The sequence below is a fragment of the Streptomyces sp. NBC_00483 genome, assembly GCF_036013745.1.
In the GTDB taxonomy this organism is placed as follows: Bacteria; Actinomycetota; Actinomycetes; order Streptomycetales; family Streptomycetaceae; genus Streptomyces.
Map to the genome: position 1 here is coordinate 9,803,908 of NZ_CP107880.1, position 16,591 is coordinate 9,820,498.

General features: G+C 71.2%; 18 protein-coding genes. 7 read left to right on the top strand and 11 right to left on the bottom strand.

The genetic code is table 11. The features are described 5' to 3' along the window. Positions 1–171: 171 nt before the first annotated feature. Positions 172–726, bottom strand: coding sequence for a TetR/AcrR family transcriptional regulator (locus OHA73_RS43840; RefSeq protein ID WP_327658218.1), 555 nt, complete (start codon positions 724–726; stop codon positions 172–174). A gap of 53 nt (positions 727–779) precedes the next feature. On the opposite strand from OHA73_RS43840, the gene OHA73_RS43845 reads away from it, so the two are divergent. Beyond that, positions 780–2,111, top strand: a complete 1,332-nt coding sequence (locus OHA73_RS43845; RefSeq protein WP_327658219.1) for a carboxypeptidase regulatory-like domain-containing protein — start codon at positions 780–782, stop codon at positions 2,109–2,111. Here the strand turns inward: OHA73_RS43845 and OHA73_RS43850 are convergent. Next, positions 2,101–3,327, bottom strand: a complete 1,227-nt coding sequence (locus OHA73_RS43850) for an aminotransferase class V-fold PLP-dependent enzyme (RefSeq protein ID WP_327658220.1) — start codon at positions 3,325–3,327, stop codon at positions 2,101–2,103. The genes OHA73_RS43845 and OHA73_RS43850 overlap by 11 nt on opposite strands. Before the next feature lie 52 nt (positions 3,328–3,379). Beyond that, entirely contained in the window at positions 3,380–4,726 is a 1,347-nt protein-coding gene (locus OHA73_RS43855; protein WP_327658221.1) for an MFS transporter, read from the bottom strand. 129 nt (positions 4,727–4,855) lie between these two features. Here OHA73_RS43855 and OHA73_RS43860 point away from each other — a divergent pair, with 129 nt between their 5' ends. Continuing rightward, a complete protein-coding gene (locus OHA73_RS43860) occupies positions 4,856–5,215 on the top strand; it encodes an ArsR/SmtB family transcription factor (RefSeq protein WP_327658222.1) in 360 nt (119 codons plus the stop codon). A gap of 33 nt (positions 5,216–5,248) precedes the next feature. On the opposite strand, the gene OHA73_RS43865 is transcribed toward OHA73_RS43860, so the two are convergent. Both OHA73_RS43865 and OHA73_RS43870 read right to left on the bottom strand, forming a co-directional pair. After that, positions 5,249–5,896: a class F sortase gene (locus OHA73_RS43865; protein ID WP_327658223.1), complete on the bottom strand. Its 648-nt coding sequence runs from the start codon at positions 5,894–5,896 to the stop codon at positions 5,249–5,251. After that, positions 5,896–7,020, bottom strand: a complete 1,125-nt coding sequence (locus OHA73_RS43870; RefSeq protein ID WP_327658224.1) for a D-alanyl-D-alanine carboxypeptidase family protein — start codon at positions 7,018–7,020, stop codon at positions 5,896–5,898. The genes OHA73_RS43865 and OHA73_RS43870 overlap by 1 nt, the downstream gene beginning before the upstream one ends. Before the next feature lie 224 nt (positions 7,021–7,244). On the opposite strand from OHA73_RS43870, the gene OHA73_RS43875 reads away from it, so the two are divergent. Beyond that, complete coding sequence (locus tag OHA73_RS43875) at positions 7,245–7,694, top strand: Crp/Fnr family transcriptional regulator (RefSeq protein WP_266724893.1); 450 nt, start codon at positions 7,245–7,247, stop codon at positions 7,692–7,694. A 201-nt stretch (positions 7,695–7,895) separates the two neighbouring features. Continuing rightward, a complete protein-coding gene (locus OHA73_RS43880; RefSeq protein ID WP_327658225.1) occupies positions 7,896–8,465 on the top strand; it encodes a hypothetical protein in 570 nt (189 codons plus the stop codon). Between the two features lie 33 nt (positions 8,466–8,498). On the opposite strand, the gene OHA73_RS43885 is transcribed toward OHA73_RS43880, so the two are convergent. Next, positions 8,499–9,461 (bottom strand): electron transfer flavoprotein subunit alpha/FixB family protein, encoded by a 963-nt coding sequence (locus OHA73_RS43885; RefSeq protein WP_327658226.1) that lies wholly within the window; start codon positions 9,459–9,461, stop codon positions 8,499–8,501. Between the two features lie 46 nt (positions 9,462–9,507). Beyond that, a complete protein-coding gene (locus OHA73_RS43890) occupies positions 9,508–10,305 on the bottom strand; it encodes an electron transfer flavoprotein subunit beta/FixA family protein (RefSeq protein ID WP_327658227.1) in 798 nt (265 codons plus the stop codon). A gap of 127 nt (positions 10,306–10,432) precedes the next feature. On the opposite strand from OHA73_RS43890, the gene OHA73_RS43895 reads away from it, so the two are divergent. Continuing rightward, the gene (locus tag OHA73_RS43895) at positions 10,433–11,152 is read left to right on the top strand and encodes a TetR family transcriptional regulator (RefSeq protein WP_327658228.1); all 720 of its coding nucleotides are present in this window, start codon (positions 10,433–10,435) and stop codon (positions 11,150–11,152) included. Positions 11,153–11,285: 133 nt separating this feature from the next. Continuing rightward, positions 11,286–11,699 (top strand): Zn-ribbon domain-containing OB-fold protein, encoded by a 414-nt coding sequence (locus tag OHA73_RS43900; protein WP_443063191.1) that lies wholly within the window; start codon positions 11,286–11,288, stop codon positions 11,697–11,699. Between the two features lie 63 nt (positions 11,700–11,762). On the opposite strand, the gene OHA73_RS43905 is transcribed toward OHA73_RS43900, so the two are convergent. From OHA73_RS43905 to OHA73_RS43915, 3 genes are all read right to left on the bottom strand, one after another. Further along, positions 11,763–12,239: a (2Fe-2S)-binding protein gene (locus tag OHA73_RS43905; protein ID WP_327658229.1), complete on the bottom strand. Its 477-nt coding sequence runs from the start codon at positions 12,237–12,239 to the stop codon at positions 11,763–11,765. 46 nt (positions 12,240–12,285) lie between these two features. Next, positions 12,286–14,631 carry a molybdopterin cofactor-binding domain-containing protein gene (locus OHA73_RS43910; RefSeq protein WP_327658230.1) on the bottom strand — a complete coding sequence of 782 codons (2,346 nt, stop codon included), beginning with the start codon at positions 14,629–14,631 and terminating at the stop codon, positions 12,286–12,288. Positions 14,632–14,807: 176 nt separating this feature from the next. After that, the gene (locus OHA73_RS43915; RefSeq protein WP_327658231.1) at positions 14,808–15,209 is read right to left on the bottom strand and encodes a nuclear transport factor 2 family protein; all 402 of its coding nucleotides are present in this window, start codon (positions 15,207–15,209) and stop codon (positions 14,808–14,810) included. A gap of 91 nt (positions 15,210–15,300) precedes the next feature. Here OHA73_RS43915 and OHA73_RS43920 point away from each other — a divergent pair, with 91 nt between their 5' ends. Further along, positions 15,301–15,912: a PadR family transcriptional regulator gene (locus OHA73_RS43920; RefSeq protein ID WP_267073278.1), complete on the top strand. Its 612-nt coding sequence runs from the start codon at positions 15,301–15,303 to the stop codon at positions 15,910–15,912. Here the strand turns inward: OHA73_RS43920 and OHA73_RS43925 are convergent. Further along, entirely contained in the window at positions 15,861–16,538 is a 678-nt protein-coding gene (locus OHA73_RS43925; RefSeq protein ID WP_266724909.1) for a TetR/AcrR family transcriptional regulator, read from the bottom strand. The genes OHA73_RS43920 and OHA73_RS43925 overlap by 52 nt on opposite strands. Between the last annotated feature and the right edge of the window lie 53 nt (positions 16,539–16,591).

The window sequence follows — 16,591 nt, forward strand, 5'->3', positions numbered from 1 at the left end:
CCCGGCCCGGGCCGACAGGCTCCTGCCGAGAAGCGGGTGCGGGCTCACTGCCGAACCCGCCACGGCCACGAATGACCGCTCTGCCCCTCGGAGTAACACGCAGGAACGCTCACTAACGCAAACGTGCCCGGAATCTTCACGCGGGCTGGACCGGTCGGTCACCGGGATCCGTCACGCGGGTGACAGGGCCGCCTCGATGAGGCGTCGGGCCGCCGCGTCCGTGCGGGCCGCATCACCCGTCACCAGCCGGTCCTGGCACAGCCCGCGCAGCCCGGACACGAGCAGCGTCGCGCGCTCGCTCGCCGCCGGCTCCGGGTGGCCGAGGCGGGCGTACGCGTCCGCGATCGGGTCGACCATGAAGGCGACGGTCTCGCGGGCGAGCTCGCCGTACTGCTCCGGATCGGTCGCGGCGAGGCTCAGCAGCTGGAGCAGTATCCGGATCGGACCGGCCTGCTCGCCCACCGTGATCGCCTGCCACAGGGCGCGGGCCGAGCCGCGCAGCGCGTCGACGTCCTCGACCGGGTCGAACAGCGCGTGGGCGTCGGGCCGGCTCGCGGCGAGGGCGCGCGCGATGAGGTGCTCGCGGCTGCCGAAGTAGTAGAGCAGCATCCGCTTCGTCGTGCCGATCTCCACGGCGAGCGGGGCGAGCGACAGGTGCGCGAGTCCGTGCCGCTGCACGTACTCCACCACCTGGCCGAGCAGTTCGGCGCGTTTCTCGGTGTTCACGGTTCGGGGCACCCGTTGAACGTACCGGAAGGTACATGTATCGTCCATTCATCATGGATTCCTGTTCCGATCGGTACAAGTACGAGCGGCCGCGGGCCGTCGCGATCAAGGCCTTCGCCGAGGCGGCCTGGTTCCCCGCCGTCCTCTTCCTCGGCATCCTCTGCTTCTTCGCCCCGGCCCTGCACGCCCCGAAGCCGCACCACGTCGAGGTGGTGGTGGCGGGTTCGGCGGACCGGGTCGAGGACGAGCTGCGCGCGCGATACCCCGACGGCTTCGACGTGACCCCCGTGGACACCGCCCGCGAGGCCCGCCAGGCGGTCCTCGACCGGGACGCCTACGCCGGATACGTCACCGGGGACCGCCCCGTCCTCTACGTCGCCAAGGGCAACGGCGCCTCCCTGGAACAGACGCTCACCGGCGCGTTCAGCGGGCTCAAGGGCGGCGCCCCCACGGTCCGCGACGTCGCGCCCACCGCGCAGAAGGATCTGCTCGGCTCGACGGTGCTGTACTTCGCCATCGCCTGGAACATCCCCGCGTACATCCTCGCCACGACCCTGCTGCGCGCCGTCGCCCTCGACCGGCGCCGCAAGCTCCTGGCCATCGCCGCCGTCGCCGCCGTGTTCAGCCTCGTCGGATACGGGGCGGGCGTCGGGCTCGGCTACTTCGACGCCCACCCGGCGGTCCTCGGCGTCGCCTTCCTCCTCAGCACGGCGGTCGCCACGGTCGCCTCCGGACTCGCGCCGTTCACCCGGCAGTTCCTGCCCGCGGTCGGCATGACGCTGTTCATCGTGATGTCGATCCCGACCAGCGGGGGAGCGGTGGCCGCCCCACTGCTGCCGGAGTTCTTCCAGGGCGTGCACGCCGTGATGCCGCTCGCCAACGCCGTCGACGCGCTGCGCGGAGTGCTGTACTTCGACGGGGCCGGGGTCTTGAAGCCGCTGCTCGTCCTGTGCGGCTGGATCGTGGCGGGCCTGGCCCTGCTCGCCCTCGACCATGCGCGGCACCGGCGCGCGGCAGGGGACGAGGTCGCCCCGGTCGACGATCCCGCAGCCGAGACCCCCGTGCCCACCGCGCTGCCCGCCCAGCGCCACCACTTCGGCGAACCGGTCCCCACGCTGACCGGCGTGGTCGTCGATGCCGCTCATGAGCCGCTGCGGGGCGCCGCCGTCGTCGTACTCGACGGCCGCGGACGTCAGCTGGTCTCCACGTTCACCGACGCCCGGGGCCGGTACGCGGTGGCGGACCTGCCCGAGGACCACCTCAGCCTGGTGGCGTCGGCCCCCGGCAGACACCCCGAGGCGCAGCGCATCCTCGTACGTCAAGGGGCCCCGGCCACCGCGGACTTCACGCTGCGGGCGCGGGAGGGCGCTCTGGTCAGCCGCTGAGGCTAACCGCTCCGGCTCCTCCGGCTCCTCCGGCTCCTCCGGCAACGATCTCGGTGAGAGTGCTCAGCACCACGTCGACCTCCTCGTCCGACAGCGGTACGAGTTCCAGGGCCAGCTCACCCTCGTCCTGGCGGTCCGTGTAGAGCCAGATCTGCGGGTCCCCGGCCTTGAGCGCGTCCGCGAGGGCCGGCGCGTCGGGCCCGGCCCGTGTCGCGTCGACCCGCAGCGCCGCGCGCGGGAACGGCAGGCCGGTCGGGTCGGGGACGGGGTGGGCGGTGAGGCCCGGCAGCGTGCCCGCGCGGGCGGCGAAGCGTGCGACCTTGTCCTCCTGGCGCCGCTGCCACGCGGACACGTCCAGCTCCTGCCGTGCCTCCAGCGCGGCGAGCGTGCCGACGATCGCCTCCTTGCTCGCCTTCATGGCCCGGCCGATTCCCTTGCCCTGCGCCCGCACCGCCCGGACGGCCGCGGCGCGGCCGAGCACCAGACCGGCGGTCGGGCCGCCCAGGTACTTCTGACCGCTGACGAGGACGAGATCGGCCCCGGTGTCCAGGAGTTCACCGATCCGGAAGTCCTGCGCGGCCCCGTCGATGATCGCGGGGACCCCGCGCCGGTGCGCCGCCGCGACGGCTTCGGCGAGAGGAATGCGCGCCCCGCGCGTGAGCCGCGACGACACCAGTACGAGACATGCGGTGCCGGGATGGGCGAGGTCCTTCTCCAACTCCTCCAGCGTGCAGGCGGAATCGGAACCAGACAGGACCGGTGTCCCGCCCGCGAGGCGGATGTCCTGAACCAGCGGATGCCCGTAGTCGACCGCGTGCCCCGCGGGCAGCACCACGCGTGCGGGCAGCCCGCCCGTGTCCGGCAGCGCGGCGATCCGCTCCGCCGATTCGCCCGTCATCGCGGCCGCGACCGACAGCGTGATCGCCGACGACGTGCAGTGCACGACTGTTCCGGCCTCCGCCCCCGTGGCGCGTGCGAGGGTGCGGTCGGCGAGATCGTGCAACTCGTCCATGACGAAGAAGCCGGACAGCGCGTCCGCGACCGCGCGCCCGACCCGCTCGTCACTGCGCGAGACACCGGCCGGGGTGAACGGCCCCCGGGCGTTGATCAACCGCGTCAGCCCGTAACGCTCGTGAAGCCCTTGCTGCTCACGAAGCTCTCGCTGTTCGTGAAGCCCCTGCTGTTCGTGAAGCCCCTGGTGTTCGTGAAGTCCCATGAGCAGCATGGTGCCTGGTCGATGCCGCGTGCCCGGCGACCGGCTCGGCGGCTCAGCGGGTCGCGTGCAGCGCGTCGCCGAACCGCCGATGGCTGTGCCGCCAACCGCCCGAGACCCGTACGGCGTCGTGCACATGCGGATGGTCCGCGGCGAGCCCCACGTGCTCGTGCTCCACCTCCGGGACCGAGCCGTCCACGCCCACAGGCCACAACCGCGCCGCCGCGACCCCCGCGCCCACCGCCACCACCGCGAGCCCGACCACGGCCGCACCGAGCCCGGCCCGCGCGCCCAACCACCCCGCCAGCGGATACGTGAGCAGCCAGCACGCATGCGACAGGGAGAACTGCGCGGCGAACGCCGCCGTACGTTCCCGCTCCGGCGCGGCCCGCCGGACCAGCCGGCCCGTCGGCGTGAGCACCATGGAGCACGCGCCACCGAACGCTGCCCAGGCGGCGAGCAGCGCGGGCACCCGCCAACTCCCGGAGTGCGCTGCCGTGATGACACCTACGGAGGCGAACACGCCACCCAGCGCCAGTGCCCCGCGCACCATCACCGCCCGCTCGCCGACCCGCTCCAGCAGCCGCGGCACCACGAGCGCCACCGCCATCGACCCGGCCCCGTACGCCCCGAGCGCCACCGGCACCGCGCCCGACGACAGACCCAGGAAGTCCCTTACGTAGACGACTGAGTTGACGGTCACCATCGCGCTTGCCGCCGCCACGGCCAGGTTCAGCGCCAGCAGCCCCCGCAGCTGGGGGAGCGCGAGGAAGAGGCGAGTGCCGGCCGTCGCCTTGGCGAACACGCCACTCGCGCGCGCAGGCGCGGGTGCGCGAGCGGGCAGCGCCGTCGAGACCACGAGCGCGGCCGAGACGAGGAAGCCCACGACCGTTCCCATGAACAGGCGGTGGTACGAGAGGACGGACAGCAGCGCCGCGGCGAGCGCCGGACTGAACAGGCTCTCCATGTCGTACGCGAGCCGGGCGAGCGACAACGCGCGCGTGTAGTCGTGTTCGTCGGGCAGCACGTCCGGGATCAGCGCCTGGAAGGTGGGCGTGAAGACGGCCGAGGCGGACTGCAGCACGAACACCAGGACGTAGACTTGCCACACCTGGTCCACGAACGGCAGCATCAGGGCCACGGCCGCCCGCAGCAGGTCGGAGCCCACCATCACCGCGCGCCGCGGCAGGCGCTCCGCGAACGCCCCCACCAGCGGGGCCACCAGCACGTACGCCGTCATCTTGATCGCCAGCGCGGTGCCGAGCACGGCGCCCGCGTCCGCCCCCGCGATGTCGTACGCCAGGAGCCCGAGGGCCACGGTGGCGAGACCGGTGCCGACGAGTGCGACGACCTGGGCGCCGAACAGACGGCGGTACGTGCGGTGGCGAAGAACCGTGAGCATGCGGGCCCCTCCCGAAGGCTGCGTCGACAGACCACTCGTCATGTGCGCACCTGCGCACATGACGAGTATGTTGCCGTTCGGTGTGCGGTTCGCACAAGGGCTTCATGGCCTGGCATCTAGGCTGGGGCCATGCCCGCAAGCGATCCGACCCCCACCGCGGCCGTCGCGCACCCGCGCGAGCCCGACGCCGCCCGACTCGCCGAGGCGACGCGGGTGTTCGCCCTGCTGTCGGACGCGACCCGGCTGCACGTGCTGTGGCTGCTCGCCCTGGAGGAGTCGGACGTGGGATCGCTCGCCGACCGCGTCGCGGCCTCGCGCACGGCCGTCAGCCAGCACCTGGCGAAGCTGCGCCTCGCGGGCCTCGTCGAAGCGCGCCGTGAAGGCCGGCACATGTACTACCGCCTCGCCGACGGGCACCTGCGGCGCCTGGTGACGGAGGCGCTGAGCCACGCGGACCACCGGGTGACCGGAGAGGCCCCGCACGACTAGCGGGTGCCACTAGTACGGCGCCGTGTCACTGCGTCACGTACGGTCGCGGACCGAGGTGAGCAGGCCGTAGAGGACGACGTTCCCCGCGTACCCGTTGTTCTTGCTGTACGTGCCGCCGCAGGTGATGACGCGGAGTTCGGGCAGGCCCGTGCCGCCGTAGACCCGGCGGGACGGGAAGTGCTTCTTGTCGACGACGTCGATGCCGTGGATCTCGAAGACGGCCGTCTTCCCGTCGGCGCGGTCGATCTCGATGTGCTCGCCCTTCTTGAGCGCGCCGAGCCCGTAGAAGACGGCGCGGCCCTCGGCGTTGTCGACGTGCCCGTCGATCACCGCCGTACCGCGCTCGCCGGGCGTGACCGCTCCCGGGAACCAGCCCGCCAGGTTCGCCTTGTCCGGCGGCGGCGCGTCCAACCATCCCTCCGGATCCCGGCCGACGCGCGTCAGCGGCGCGTTCACACCGATCTCGGGGATGCGGATGCGCTGCGGAGCCGCGGCGGGCAGCGGGTCGGCGGGCGGCGTGTCGGTGCCGAGCTTCGCGGCGCCCGGTTCGGGCTGCGGCGGCCCGTCGCCGGATATCCCGTGGTGCACGAGCAGGACTCCGGCGAGCAGCGTCGCCGCGAGGAAGGACCACGTGGGGCGGCGACGCTGCACAGCGGGCGCGGACTCGGCTATCGCCGGCATCAGCGGCCCCCGGCCGCGTGCCGTCGCCGGCGCAGCCGCCTGCCGATGAGCACGGGCAGGCACGCCAGGGCGAGCAACCCGGCCGCCGCGCCGAGGTGTCGGCCGAGCCCGCCCGAGGTGTCGTCGGGCTGCTCGGCCCCCGTGGCGGGCGCGGGCGCCGGGGCGGCGACGGCCAACTGCTGCGTTGCCGAGGGGCGCCGGGTCGCCGCCGCCTGCCGTGCGTGCAGGGGCGCCGCCTCCGCGCCCCAGTCGAGCAGCGCGCGGCTCTCCTCGTAGACCGCGTTGAAGTCGCCGTCCTGCGGGTTCATGACGGTCACCAGAACCGTGCGTCCCTGGTGGGTCGCGGCGGTGACCAGGGTGCAGCCGGCCTTGGTCGTGTAGCCGTTCTTGACGCCGATCAGGCCCGGATAGGGCTCCACCCCGTGCGAGCCCACGAGGAGCCGGTTGGTGTTCTCGATGCCGAACGCCTTCGGGCCGCCGGCCGCTGGGAAGCGTGCCGACTTCGTGGCCATGTAGCGCCGGAAGTCGTGGTTCTTGAGGCCTTCCTTGGCGATCAGCGCCAGATCGTGCGCGGAGGAGAACTGGCCGTGGGTGTCGTAGCCGTCGGGGGAGCGGACCTGGGTGTCGCGGGCGCCGATCCGGCGGGCGGTCGCCTGCATCTGCGCGACGGTGCGGGAGACGCCGCCGTTCATGTGGGCGAGCGTGTGCACGGCGTCGTTGCCGGAGCTGAGGAACACGCCGCGCCACAGGTCGGCGACCGTGTACCGGTTTCCTTCGTCGACCCCGACGAGGCTGCTGCCCTCGGAGACATCGGAGAGATCCCTGTACGTGGCCCGGTGCACCTCGTCCTGGCGCAGCTTCGGCAGCACGGTCAGGGCGAACAGGGTCTTGAGCGTGCTCGCGGGCGGCAGCCTGCGGTGCGGCGCCTTCGAGGCGAGGACGTCGCCGGTGCGCGCGTCCATGACCTCCCACGACAGCGCGGAGACGGACGGTGGCGCGGGCGGGTCCGGCACCGGCGGATCGGCACCGGCGGGTCCTGCCGTGCCCGCGGACACCGCCGCGCACACGCCACACGAAACAGCGGCCCTGCCGAAGGCAGGGCGAAAGCGGAGGAAAGACGCCATGCCGGAAACGTAGAACCGGGATCTCCCGCCCGCGCTCCACGTACGCCATACGGCCTCCGCACACGGGGGACGCCCGCTCGAGGTGCGCTTGATATCACCCGGAAATAGGCTGTTCGGGTGACGGCCGCTCCGATCGGGGCGCCCGTGATCCTCCCCGCCGAGCCGGGCGGGCCACGAACGTGACGTACGTACGCTGGAATGACACGACGGTGGAGGTGGCCGCCATGACGGCCCAGACACGACTCCTGAACCGGCTCTCGCACGCGGACCGGGACCGGTTGATGCCCCTGGCCAAAGAGGTCTCGTTCGCGCAGGACACCCGGATCTTCGAGGAGGGGGACCGGGCGGACCGGTTCTGGATCATCCGGACCGGGATGGTCACCCTCGACGTCCGCGTCTCCGACCGCGCCCTGCTGCCCATCGACCCGCTCGGCCCCGGTGATCTGCTGGGCTGGTCCTGGCTCTTCGAGCCGTACGCGTGGGACTTCGGCGCGGAGGCGTTCAGTCCGGTGCGGGCCTACGAGTTCGACGGCGCGTCCGTACGCACGCTGTGCGAGCAGGAACCGAGGCTCGGCGTGGCGGTGCTGCACGGGGTGGCCGAGGTGATGGCGCACCGGCTGGAGGCGGCGCGGGTCAAGCTGGTCGAGGCGCATCGGATGCACGGGCACATCTAGGCGTATCGAGACGTACGCAGACGTATCCGGTGCAGCCGGGTGCGTACGGGTGGGTCAGGTGCGTCCGGTGGGTTCGAATGAGGCGTCTGTGTCACCCGACTCGACGTCTCGACAGGCGGTGGGCGCGTCCACGCGGTGGGATCGGTCGCGGAGTACCCGCACATCCGTGGTCCGTCCGCCGGGCCCGCCGAGAGGATCCGCATGGGCCGCATCGCGTCCTGGCCGACCGCCGCCGTCGCCGCGGCCACATTCGCCTTCGGGGCCCTGATGTGCCCCGCGGCCTGGGCCGATGACAGCGATCCGGCGTGGGACACGGACACGTCATGGACCGAGAGCCCGCCGGTGGCCGACACGTCGGGAACGTTGGAGCTCGTGCCTGCCGACCCGGGGCCGGGAGCGAGCGTCACGGCGAGTACGAGCGCCTGCGGCGAGGACCTGACCGCGACGGGGGACGCCGACAGTCTCGGGGCCGGTGAGTTCCCCTTGCAGACGGCGACCCAGGAGGGCTCGGTCACGGGCCAGTTCAAGGTGCCGACGGGCGCCAGGTCCGGCACCTTCCCCATCACCGTCATTTGCGAGAGCGGCACCGAGGTGCGGCAGACGCTCACCGTGTCGGGGCGCGGCGGCGCCGAACTGGGCGGGGTCAAGGCCGGTGACGGCGGCTCGCTTGGCACGCTGAGCGTCGCGCAACTCGCCCTGGGCGGTGTCCTCATCACCGGCGCGCTGGTCGCGGCCGGGCACTACGCACGCCGCCGCGCCCAGGAGGCCTGAAGGTCCCGGGCGCGGCGGCGGTCTCGAACTTCCTTAACCCTTGCGGGTCTTGACGTCTTCGGTGAGGGCGGGGACGACGTCGAAGAGGTCGCCGACGACGCCGTAGTCGACGAGGTCGAAGATCGGGGCCTCGGCGTCCTTGTTGATCGCGATGATCGTCTTCGAGGTCTGCATGCCCGCGCGGTGCTGGATCGCGCCGGAGATGCCGGAGGCGATGTACAGCTGCGGCGAGACACTCTTGCCGGTCTGGCCGACCTGGTTGGAGTGCGGGTACCAGCCCGCGTCCACCGCGGCGCGCGAGGCACCGACGGCCGCGCCGAGGGAGTCGGCGAGCGCCTCGATGACCGAGAAGTTCTCGGCACCGTTGACACCACGGCCACCGGAGACCACGATCGCGGCCTCCGTCAGGTCCGGACGCCCGGTCGACTCACGCGCGGTGCGCGAGGTCACCTTCGTGCCCGTGGCCTGCTCCGAGAACGACACGGTCAGGGCCTCGACGGCGCCGGCGGCCGCGGCCGGCTCGACGGCGGCGGAGTTGGGCTTGACGGTGATGACCGGCGTGCCCTTCGAGATGGTCGACTTGGTGGTGTACGAGGCGGCGAACACCGACTGCGTGGCCACCGGACCGCCGTCGCCGGCCTCCAGGTCGACGGCGTCGGTGATGATGCCGGACCCGATACGCAGCGCCAGGCGCGCGGCGATCTCCTTGCCCTCCGCGGAGGACGGCACCAGCACCGCGGCCGGGGAGACCGTCTCGTAGGCGGCCTGCAGCGCGTCCACCTTCGGCACGACGAGGTAGTCGGCGTACTCGGCGGCCTCGTGGGTGAGGACCTTGACCGCGCCGTGCTCGGCGAGCGCGGCGGCGGTGTCGGCGGCACCGTTGCCGAGGGCGACGGCGACCGGGTCGCCGATGCGGCGGGCCAGCGTCAGCAGCTCCAGAGTGGGCTTGCGGACGGCACCGTCCACGTGGTCGACAAAGACCAGAACTTCAGCCATGACTGTTCTTCTCCAACTTCCGCTGTCTCAGGTGAACGTCTGGTGCTCAGATGAACTTCTGGCCCGCGAGGAACTCGGCGAGCTGCTTGCCGCCCTCGCCCTCGTCCTTGACGATCGTGCCCGCGGTGCGCGCCGGACGCTCATCGGCGGACGCGACCTTCGTCCAGGCACCCTCCAGGCCGACTTCCTCGGCCTCGATGTCCAGGTCGGACAGGTCCCACGCCTCGACCGGCTTCTTCTTCGCCGCCATGATCCCCTTGAACGACGGGTAACGCGCCTCACCGGACTGGTCCGTCACCGACACCACGGCCGGAAGGGACGCCTCCAGCTGCTCGGAGGCGGTGTCACCGTCACGGCGGCCCGACACCTTGCCGTCGGCCACGGCGACCTCGGACAGGAGCGTCACCTGCGGCACACCGAGACGCTCGGCGACCAGCGCCGGCACGATGCCCGCGGTGCCGTCCGTGGAGGCCATGCCGGAGACGACCAGGTCGTAGCCGGCCTTCTCGATCGCCTTCGCCAGCACCAGCGAGGTGCCGATCGCGTCCGTGCCGTGCAGGTCGTCGTCCTCGACGTGGATCGCCTTGTCCGCGCCCATCGACAGCGCCTTGCGCAGCGCGTCCTTGGCGTCCTCGGGACCCACGGTCAGGACGGTGATCTCCACGTCGTCGGCGTCGCCCTCGTAGTTTTCCGAGATCTGCAGCGCCTGCTCCACCGCGTACTCGTCGAGTTCCGACAGCAGACCGTCGACATCGTCACGATCCAAGGTCAGGTCATCGGCGAAACCCCGGTCGCCCGTGGCGTCCGGCACGTACTTCACGGTGACAACGATCCTCAAGCTCACGCCGACTCCTTCACAGCCCTGCAGTTCTCCTGCAAGCGTCCAACTACTCCCGTCAACGTATGGCACTCAGTTCCCTCTGTAAAGGTACCTAGTGCCAAGGGTGACCTTCCGGTGTTACGTTCCCGGCATGAGCGAGGCGCGCGAGGTCAACGGGTCACAGAAGAAGGCACCCATGCGGGAGGTGCTGGCCGAAGCGGCGTTCCAGCTGTTTCTGGAGCGCGGGTTCGAGCGGACGACCGTGGACGACATCGTGGCGCGGGCCGGTGTGGGGCGGCGGTCGTTCTTCCGCTACTTCCCGTCGAAGGAGGACGTGGTCTTCCCGGACCACGAGAGCTGCCTCGCCGACATGACGGCCTTCCTGGAGGCCGCGAGCGACGAGAGCGATGCCGTGGACGTGGTGTCCGACGCCGCGCGCCTGGTGCTGCGCGTCTACGCCACGAACCCCGAATTCTCCGTGCAGCGCTACAAGTTGACCCGCGAGGTGCCGGGCCTTCGGACGTACGAACTGTCCGTCGTGCGGCGCTACGAGCGCATGCTCGCCGGGTATCTGCGGCGGCGCTGGGCCGACGCGGAGGACGGCGCGCTGCGCGCGGAGGTGGTGGCGGCGTCCGTCGTTGCCGCGCACAACAACGGCCTTCGCTCCTGGCTGCGTTCGGGCGGCGAGGGCGACGCCGAGGTCGCGGTGGATCGCGCGCTGCTGCTCGTACGGCGGACTTGGGGGGAGGGTGGCGACGGTGCGGCCGCGCCCGAGCCCCCGCAGGAGGACGTCGTCGTGATGGTGGCGACGAAGGGGGCCCCGATGTGGCGGGTCATCCAGCGGGTGGAATCGGCGCTGCGGGACGAATGAAACGGAGCCCGAAGCAACTTGATGGTACTCAGTGTCTTTACCGGCTGGCACTGAGTGTCATACGCTGAGAGTGCGTCGAGGCACCGCCGCCCGGCGCGCGCCGGCGAGTGCGGGAGGCCGAAGGATGTCAGTGATGTCAGGGACGTTCACGAGTGGCATCGGTGTCATGGCGCCGAATGGTGTCGAGGGCACCTCGGAAGCGGAGTCCGGATTCCCTTATCAGCGCTGCCGTTGGTGCCGCACCCCGTCCTTCCGGCGGATGCTGTGTCCGGTCTGCGCGTCGAGCGAGCTGACGACCGAGCACAGTGCGGGGCCCGGCGTCGTGGTCCAGTCCCGCGTCGTCAACCGCGGCACCGGAGTCGCGCGCAACGAGGCGCTGGTCCGCTTCCCCGAGGACTTCATCGTGCCCTGCCGCATCGTGGGCACCGCACCGCACATGGTGTGGCTGGGCGCCACCGTGCGCCCCGTGGCCAACGCGGCCGCCGATTCCGGTGAGGTCTTCTTCGAGCTCGAGGACGACTTCCACGTCGACTACGACCTGCGCTGACATCCGACTACGGCCTGCGCCGACCGTCGAACACGACCTGCGCTGACCGCGAGTGCGCGGGCGTCACATGGCCCGCGCCCCCGACTTGATCGCCTCACGGATCCGGTTGTACGTGCCGCAGCGGCACACATTGCGGATCGCGTCGAGGTCCGCCTCGGTGATCTCACGGCCCTCGTCCCGCACTTTGCGTACCGTGGCGACGGCGGCCATGATCTGGCCCGGCTGGCAGTAGCCGCACTGTGCCACGTCGCGTTCCAGCCAGGCCTCCTGCATCGGGTGCAGCTCGCGGCCGACGGTGGCGGGCAGTCCCTCGATCGTCGTCACCTCGTCGTCCTCGCCGATCTGTGACACCGGCACCGAACACGGGTTGAACGCCTTGCCGTTGATGTGCGACGTACAGGCCTGGCAGACGCCGATTCCGCACCCGTACTTGGGTCCTGTGACGCCGAGCAGATCGCGCAGCACCCACAGCAGCCGCACGTCGTCCTCGGCCTCGACGGTGATCCGCTCGCCGTTCAGCGTGAAAGTGTGGCGCGGCATCGGGGTATCAGGTCTCCTCGGTAGTCGGGGGAAAGCGGGACCCTGCTCAGTACGCCCGATCGAGCCCGTCCGTCGGTGACTGCGGTGTCGACGGCTCGCGCGGCAGCGGCTCGAACGCGAGCTCCGCGTGGTCGATGGGGAAGCGCGTCGGCAGCGTGCCGGTCGCCCGCGCGTAGGCGCACGCGACGGCGGCGAAGGCGGGCGCAACCCCCAACTCCCCGGCGCCCGAAGGCTTTTCGCCGGTGTTCGGCATCACGATCACCCGGAGCTCGGGCGGGGTGTTCCACTGCCGCGTATAGAAGTAGTTGTCCCAACTGCCCTCCAGCGGAAGGCCGTCCTCGATGTGCAGGCTGGAGGTGAGTGCCATGGCGAGGCCGTCATTGAAGCAGCCCATCATCTGCGCGCCCAGGCCCCGCGGGTTGATCGCGAACCCGGCGTCCACCACGATCAGCGCCTTCGTGACCCGCGGTCCCGTCACCCCGTCCTTGACCTTGCGGCCGACGGTCTCCGGCCGGCAGTCGATCTCCGCGAGGATCGCGACGGCGCCCCGGTACTCGGTGTGCAGGGCGATCCCTTGCGCCACCCCGTCGGGCAGCGGCCGGCCCCACTCGCCCTCCTCGGCCGCCTTGTCGAGGACGGCGCGCAGCCGGTCGTCCTTGAGGAACGAGCGCCGGAACTCCACCGGGTCCCGGTCCATCTTCCGCGCCAGCTCGTCGACCATCAGCTCCCGCGCGCACGCCACGTTCGGCGAGTAGATGTTGCGCATGCTGCCGGTCGCGAACTTGAGTGGTACCTCGCTGAGCAGTTGCGTGGTGACACCGAAGTCGTACGGGGTGGTCTGCGTGAGCGTGAAGATGGTCTCGGCGAAGGTGAGGTTGCCGGCCACGGGCAGCTTCGCGGCCGTCGACGTGATCATCTCGCCGAGCCCGTGCCCGAAGTCGGTCTCCGAACTGGCGTGCCGCTGCTCGTAGCTGAGGACTTCCTTGCCGGTGTACGTGGCGCGCACGCGCGAGACGGACATCGGGTGGGCGCGGCCGTGTCGGAAGCTGTCGGTGCGCGACCAGGACAGCTTGACCGGCTTGCCGATCTTCTGCGAGATCTCCGCCGCCTCGGCCGCGACGTCGTGGAAGAGGTGCCGGCCGAACGAGCCGCCGCCCTCCACCACATGCACCGTCACGGCGTGCTGAGGCAGGCCGAGCCTCGTCGCGATGTCGCGCTGGGCGACGATCGGGACCTTCAGGCTCGACCAGATCTCGGCACGTCCTTCGCGCACGTCGGCGATGGCGTTGTCCGGTTCCAGCGGGCTGTTGCTGGCGAACGCGAAGGTGAACTCGGCGTCGAGTTTCTTCGTCAGGACCGGCGGCACGATCATCGGGGGAGTGGCCGCCTTGAGTTTCCGCTCCACCGAGTCGTCGGACTCGCCGTCGACGTCGCCCGGACCCCAGTCGACGTCCAACTCCCGTAGTGCGTCGATGCATTGGCCGAACGTCTCGCCGCGCACCGCGACGCCGTGCTTCAGCGTCGCCACGTCCGTGATGCCGGGCATCCGCCGCACGGCGTCCGCGTTGCGTACCGTCCGCACGGTCCCGCCGAGCGTCGGCGGCCTGCGCACCATGGCGGGCTTGGCGTCGGGAACCTCGTAGTCCATGCCGAACTTCTTGCGCCCGGTGACGGCCTCCAGCGCGTCGACGCGGTTCTGCGGGGTGCCGAGCACCTTGAACTCGGACCGCTCCTTCAACGGCGCCGCCGCCACCCGCAGCGACTGCCCGCTCGCCGCCGCCTTCGCGAGGGAGCCGTACGCGGCGCGCTTCGCCGAGGAACCGGAGCCGTACGAGACGACGCCTTCCTGGGCGGTCAGTTCCGAGGTCGCGACGCCCCACTGCCGCGCCGCCGTGGCGATCAGCTGCTGCCGGGCGAGGGCGGCCGCGGTGCGCACGGGTAGGTAGATGCTGCGCATCGAGTTGGAGCCGCCGGTGAGCTGGTTCATCAGCAACTCGGGGCGGGCGTCGGCCAGGGAGACCCGTACGGCGTCGAGCGGCAGGTCCAACTCCTCCGCGATCATCATCGCCACCGCGGTGGTCATGCCCTGCCCGACCTCGGCGCGCGGCACCGCGAACGAGGCGGTGCCGTCCTCGTGCACGCGTACGGTGATCAGGCCCGCCGTCGGGGCCGCCGCGAGATTCTGCATGTCACCGAGGTCGAAGAGCTCCTCGGGCTGCGGCGGCGAGGGCACCGCAGCCTCGGCCTCGGCGGGGTCCGCGGCGTCCAGGGCGAACCGGGCGCCCACGGCGAGCGTCGGCGCGGCCAGCAGATAGGCGAGCACTCTGCGGCGTCCCGGTGCGGCGGACGTCGACGGTTCGTCGTGCTGAGGTGAGCGACTCTGCTCGGCCATACGGCGGTCCTCCGGAACGCGGGCGGGTGCTGGGCCCTGTCGTTTGGATCAGGTTCTCGGGCGGGATCGGCCCGGCATCACCGCGGAGCCTGACACGCCGCCCGCGCGCCCGACATGGACACGGCACGTTCCTCGCCGCTGGTCCACAGGACCGTCACACTTGCCGCGCGTACGCCTCAGGAGCCGTCGGGCCGTGCCGCCTCCTCGGCGATCCGGTCGAACTGGGCGCCCATCGCCTCGGCCAGCGCCTGCGCGGCGGAGAGCGGGCGCACCATCACCATGAAGTCGTCGATCAGGCCGTCCTCGTCGAAGTGCAGGAAGTCGGCGCCGGTGATCTTCCGCTCGCCGACCCGCGCCTCGAAGACGAGCACGTGATCCCGCCCGTCGGGGTCGCCGATCTCCCGCACGTAGTGGAAGTCCTCGAAGACGCGGGTGACGCCGCGCAGGATCGCCGCGGTGATCGCCTTGCCCGGGTAGGGCTTGAACACGACCGGGCTGGTGAAGACCACGTCCTCGGCCAGCATGGCCTCGACCGCGTCGAGATCGTCCTTCTCCACGGCTGCACGGAAGGGATGCACGGGTGCCACCTCGGTTCCTCGCCCACTGGGTCATAGGCAACAAGTTGAATAGGTGCGGGTGACAGTAATCGCATCGCTGTATGGTGTCCACATGTCGCTCAAGTACGCCGTCCTGTCCGCCCTGCTGGAGGGCGAGGCCTCCGGGTACGACCTGGCGAAGATCTTCGACGTCTCGGTGTCGAACTTCTGGGCGGCGACGCCGCAGCAGCTCTACCGGGAGCTGGACCGGCTGACCGCCGACGGGCTGATCGACGCGCGGGTGGTGCCGCAGGAACGCAGGCCGAACAAGCGGATGTTCACGCTGTCCGGGGCCGGCCGCGCCGACCTGGCCGCGTTCACGCAGCGGCAGCCCAAGCCGCTCGCGCTGCGCGACGAACTCATGGTGAAGGTGCAGGCCGTCGACGTCGGCGAGCTCGATGCCGTCCGCGCGCACATCGAGGAGCGCATGGACTGGGCGCGCGGGAAGCTCGCCCGCTACGAGCGGGTGCGGCGGCATCTGCTCGGCGAGCTGGGCGAGGACGACTTCCTCGCCGACGGGGAGCGCGTCGGACCGTATCTGACGCTGCTGCGCGGCATCTCCTTCGAGGAGGAGAACCTGCGCTGGGGGCGGCGCGTCCTGGAGATCCTGGAGCGCCGCACCGCCCGCGCGGCTCAGGCCTCGGGCGCCCCGGGTTCCTTGAGGGAGTCGGGCTCCCTGAGCTGAAGCCCGTTCTCCCAGATCTTGTTGAGCGTCGTCACCAGCTTCTCGTACGGGATGCGCTGGCCGAGGACGAACACCATGTACGCCATGCGGCTCACCATGACGGACAGGGCGTGCGCCGTCACCAGCGGGTCGAGGGCCGGGTCGGCGGCGCCGGAGTCCTGCAGGGAGCGGATCAGCTTGGCGTTGCGGCGCGCGAACGCGTTGCCCCGCTCGATGCGCAGCTGCTTGAACGTCTCGTCGACCTGGGCGACCTGCTCGAAGAGCGCCATGAGGCGGGCGTTCTTCTTATAGGCGCGCAGGTACTCGCGATTCGACGCGTCGATCATCTCGCGCGGATCGGTGATGCCCGTGCGCTCGCGCAGATGCGGGTGGAGCATCTCCTCCTGCACCTGCGCGACGAGTGCCTGGAAGATCTCTTCCTTGCTGTTGAAGTACGTGTAGAACGAGCCGGACGCGACATGCGCGGCCTTGGAGATGTCCGTGATCCGGGCGTCGAGATACCCGTCGCGCTCGAACACCTCACGGGCGGCGACGACCAGCGCGTTGCGCGTGCGGACGCCTCGGGCGCTGCGTGGTGTGATGGGTTGCTTCTGTCCGCCGTCTGCGGCCGGGGCGTGGGCAGCCAACGCGGGTCCCTTCGTTCGTGTTTCCACTGGTGGACGAGCATCCGTCAGGGGTG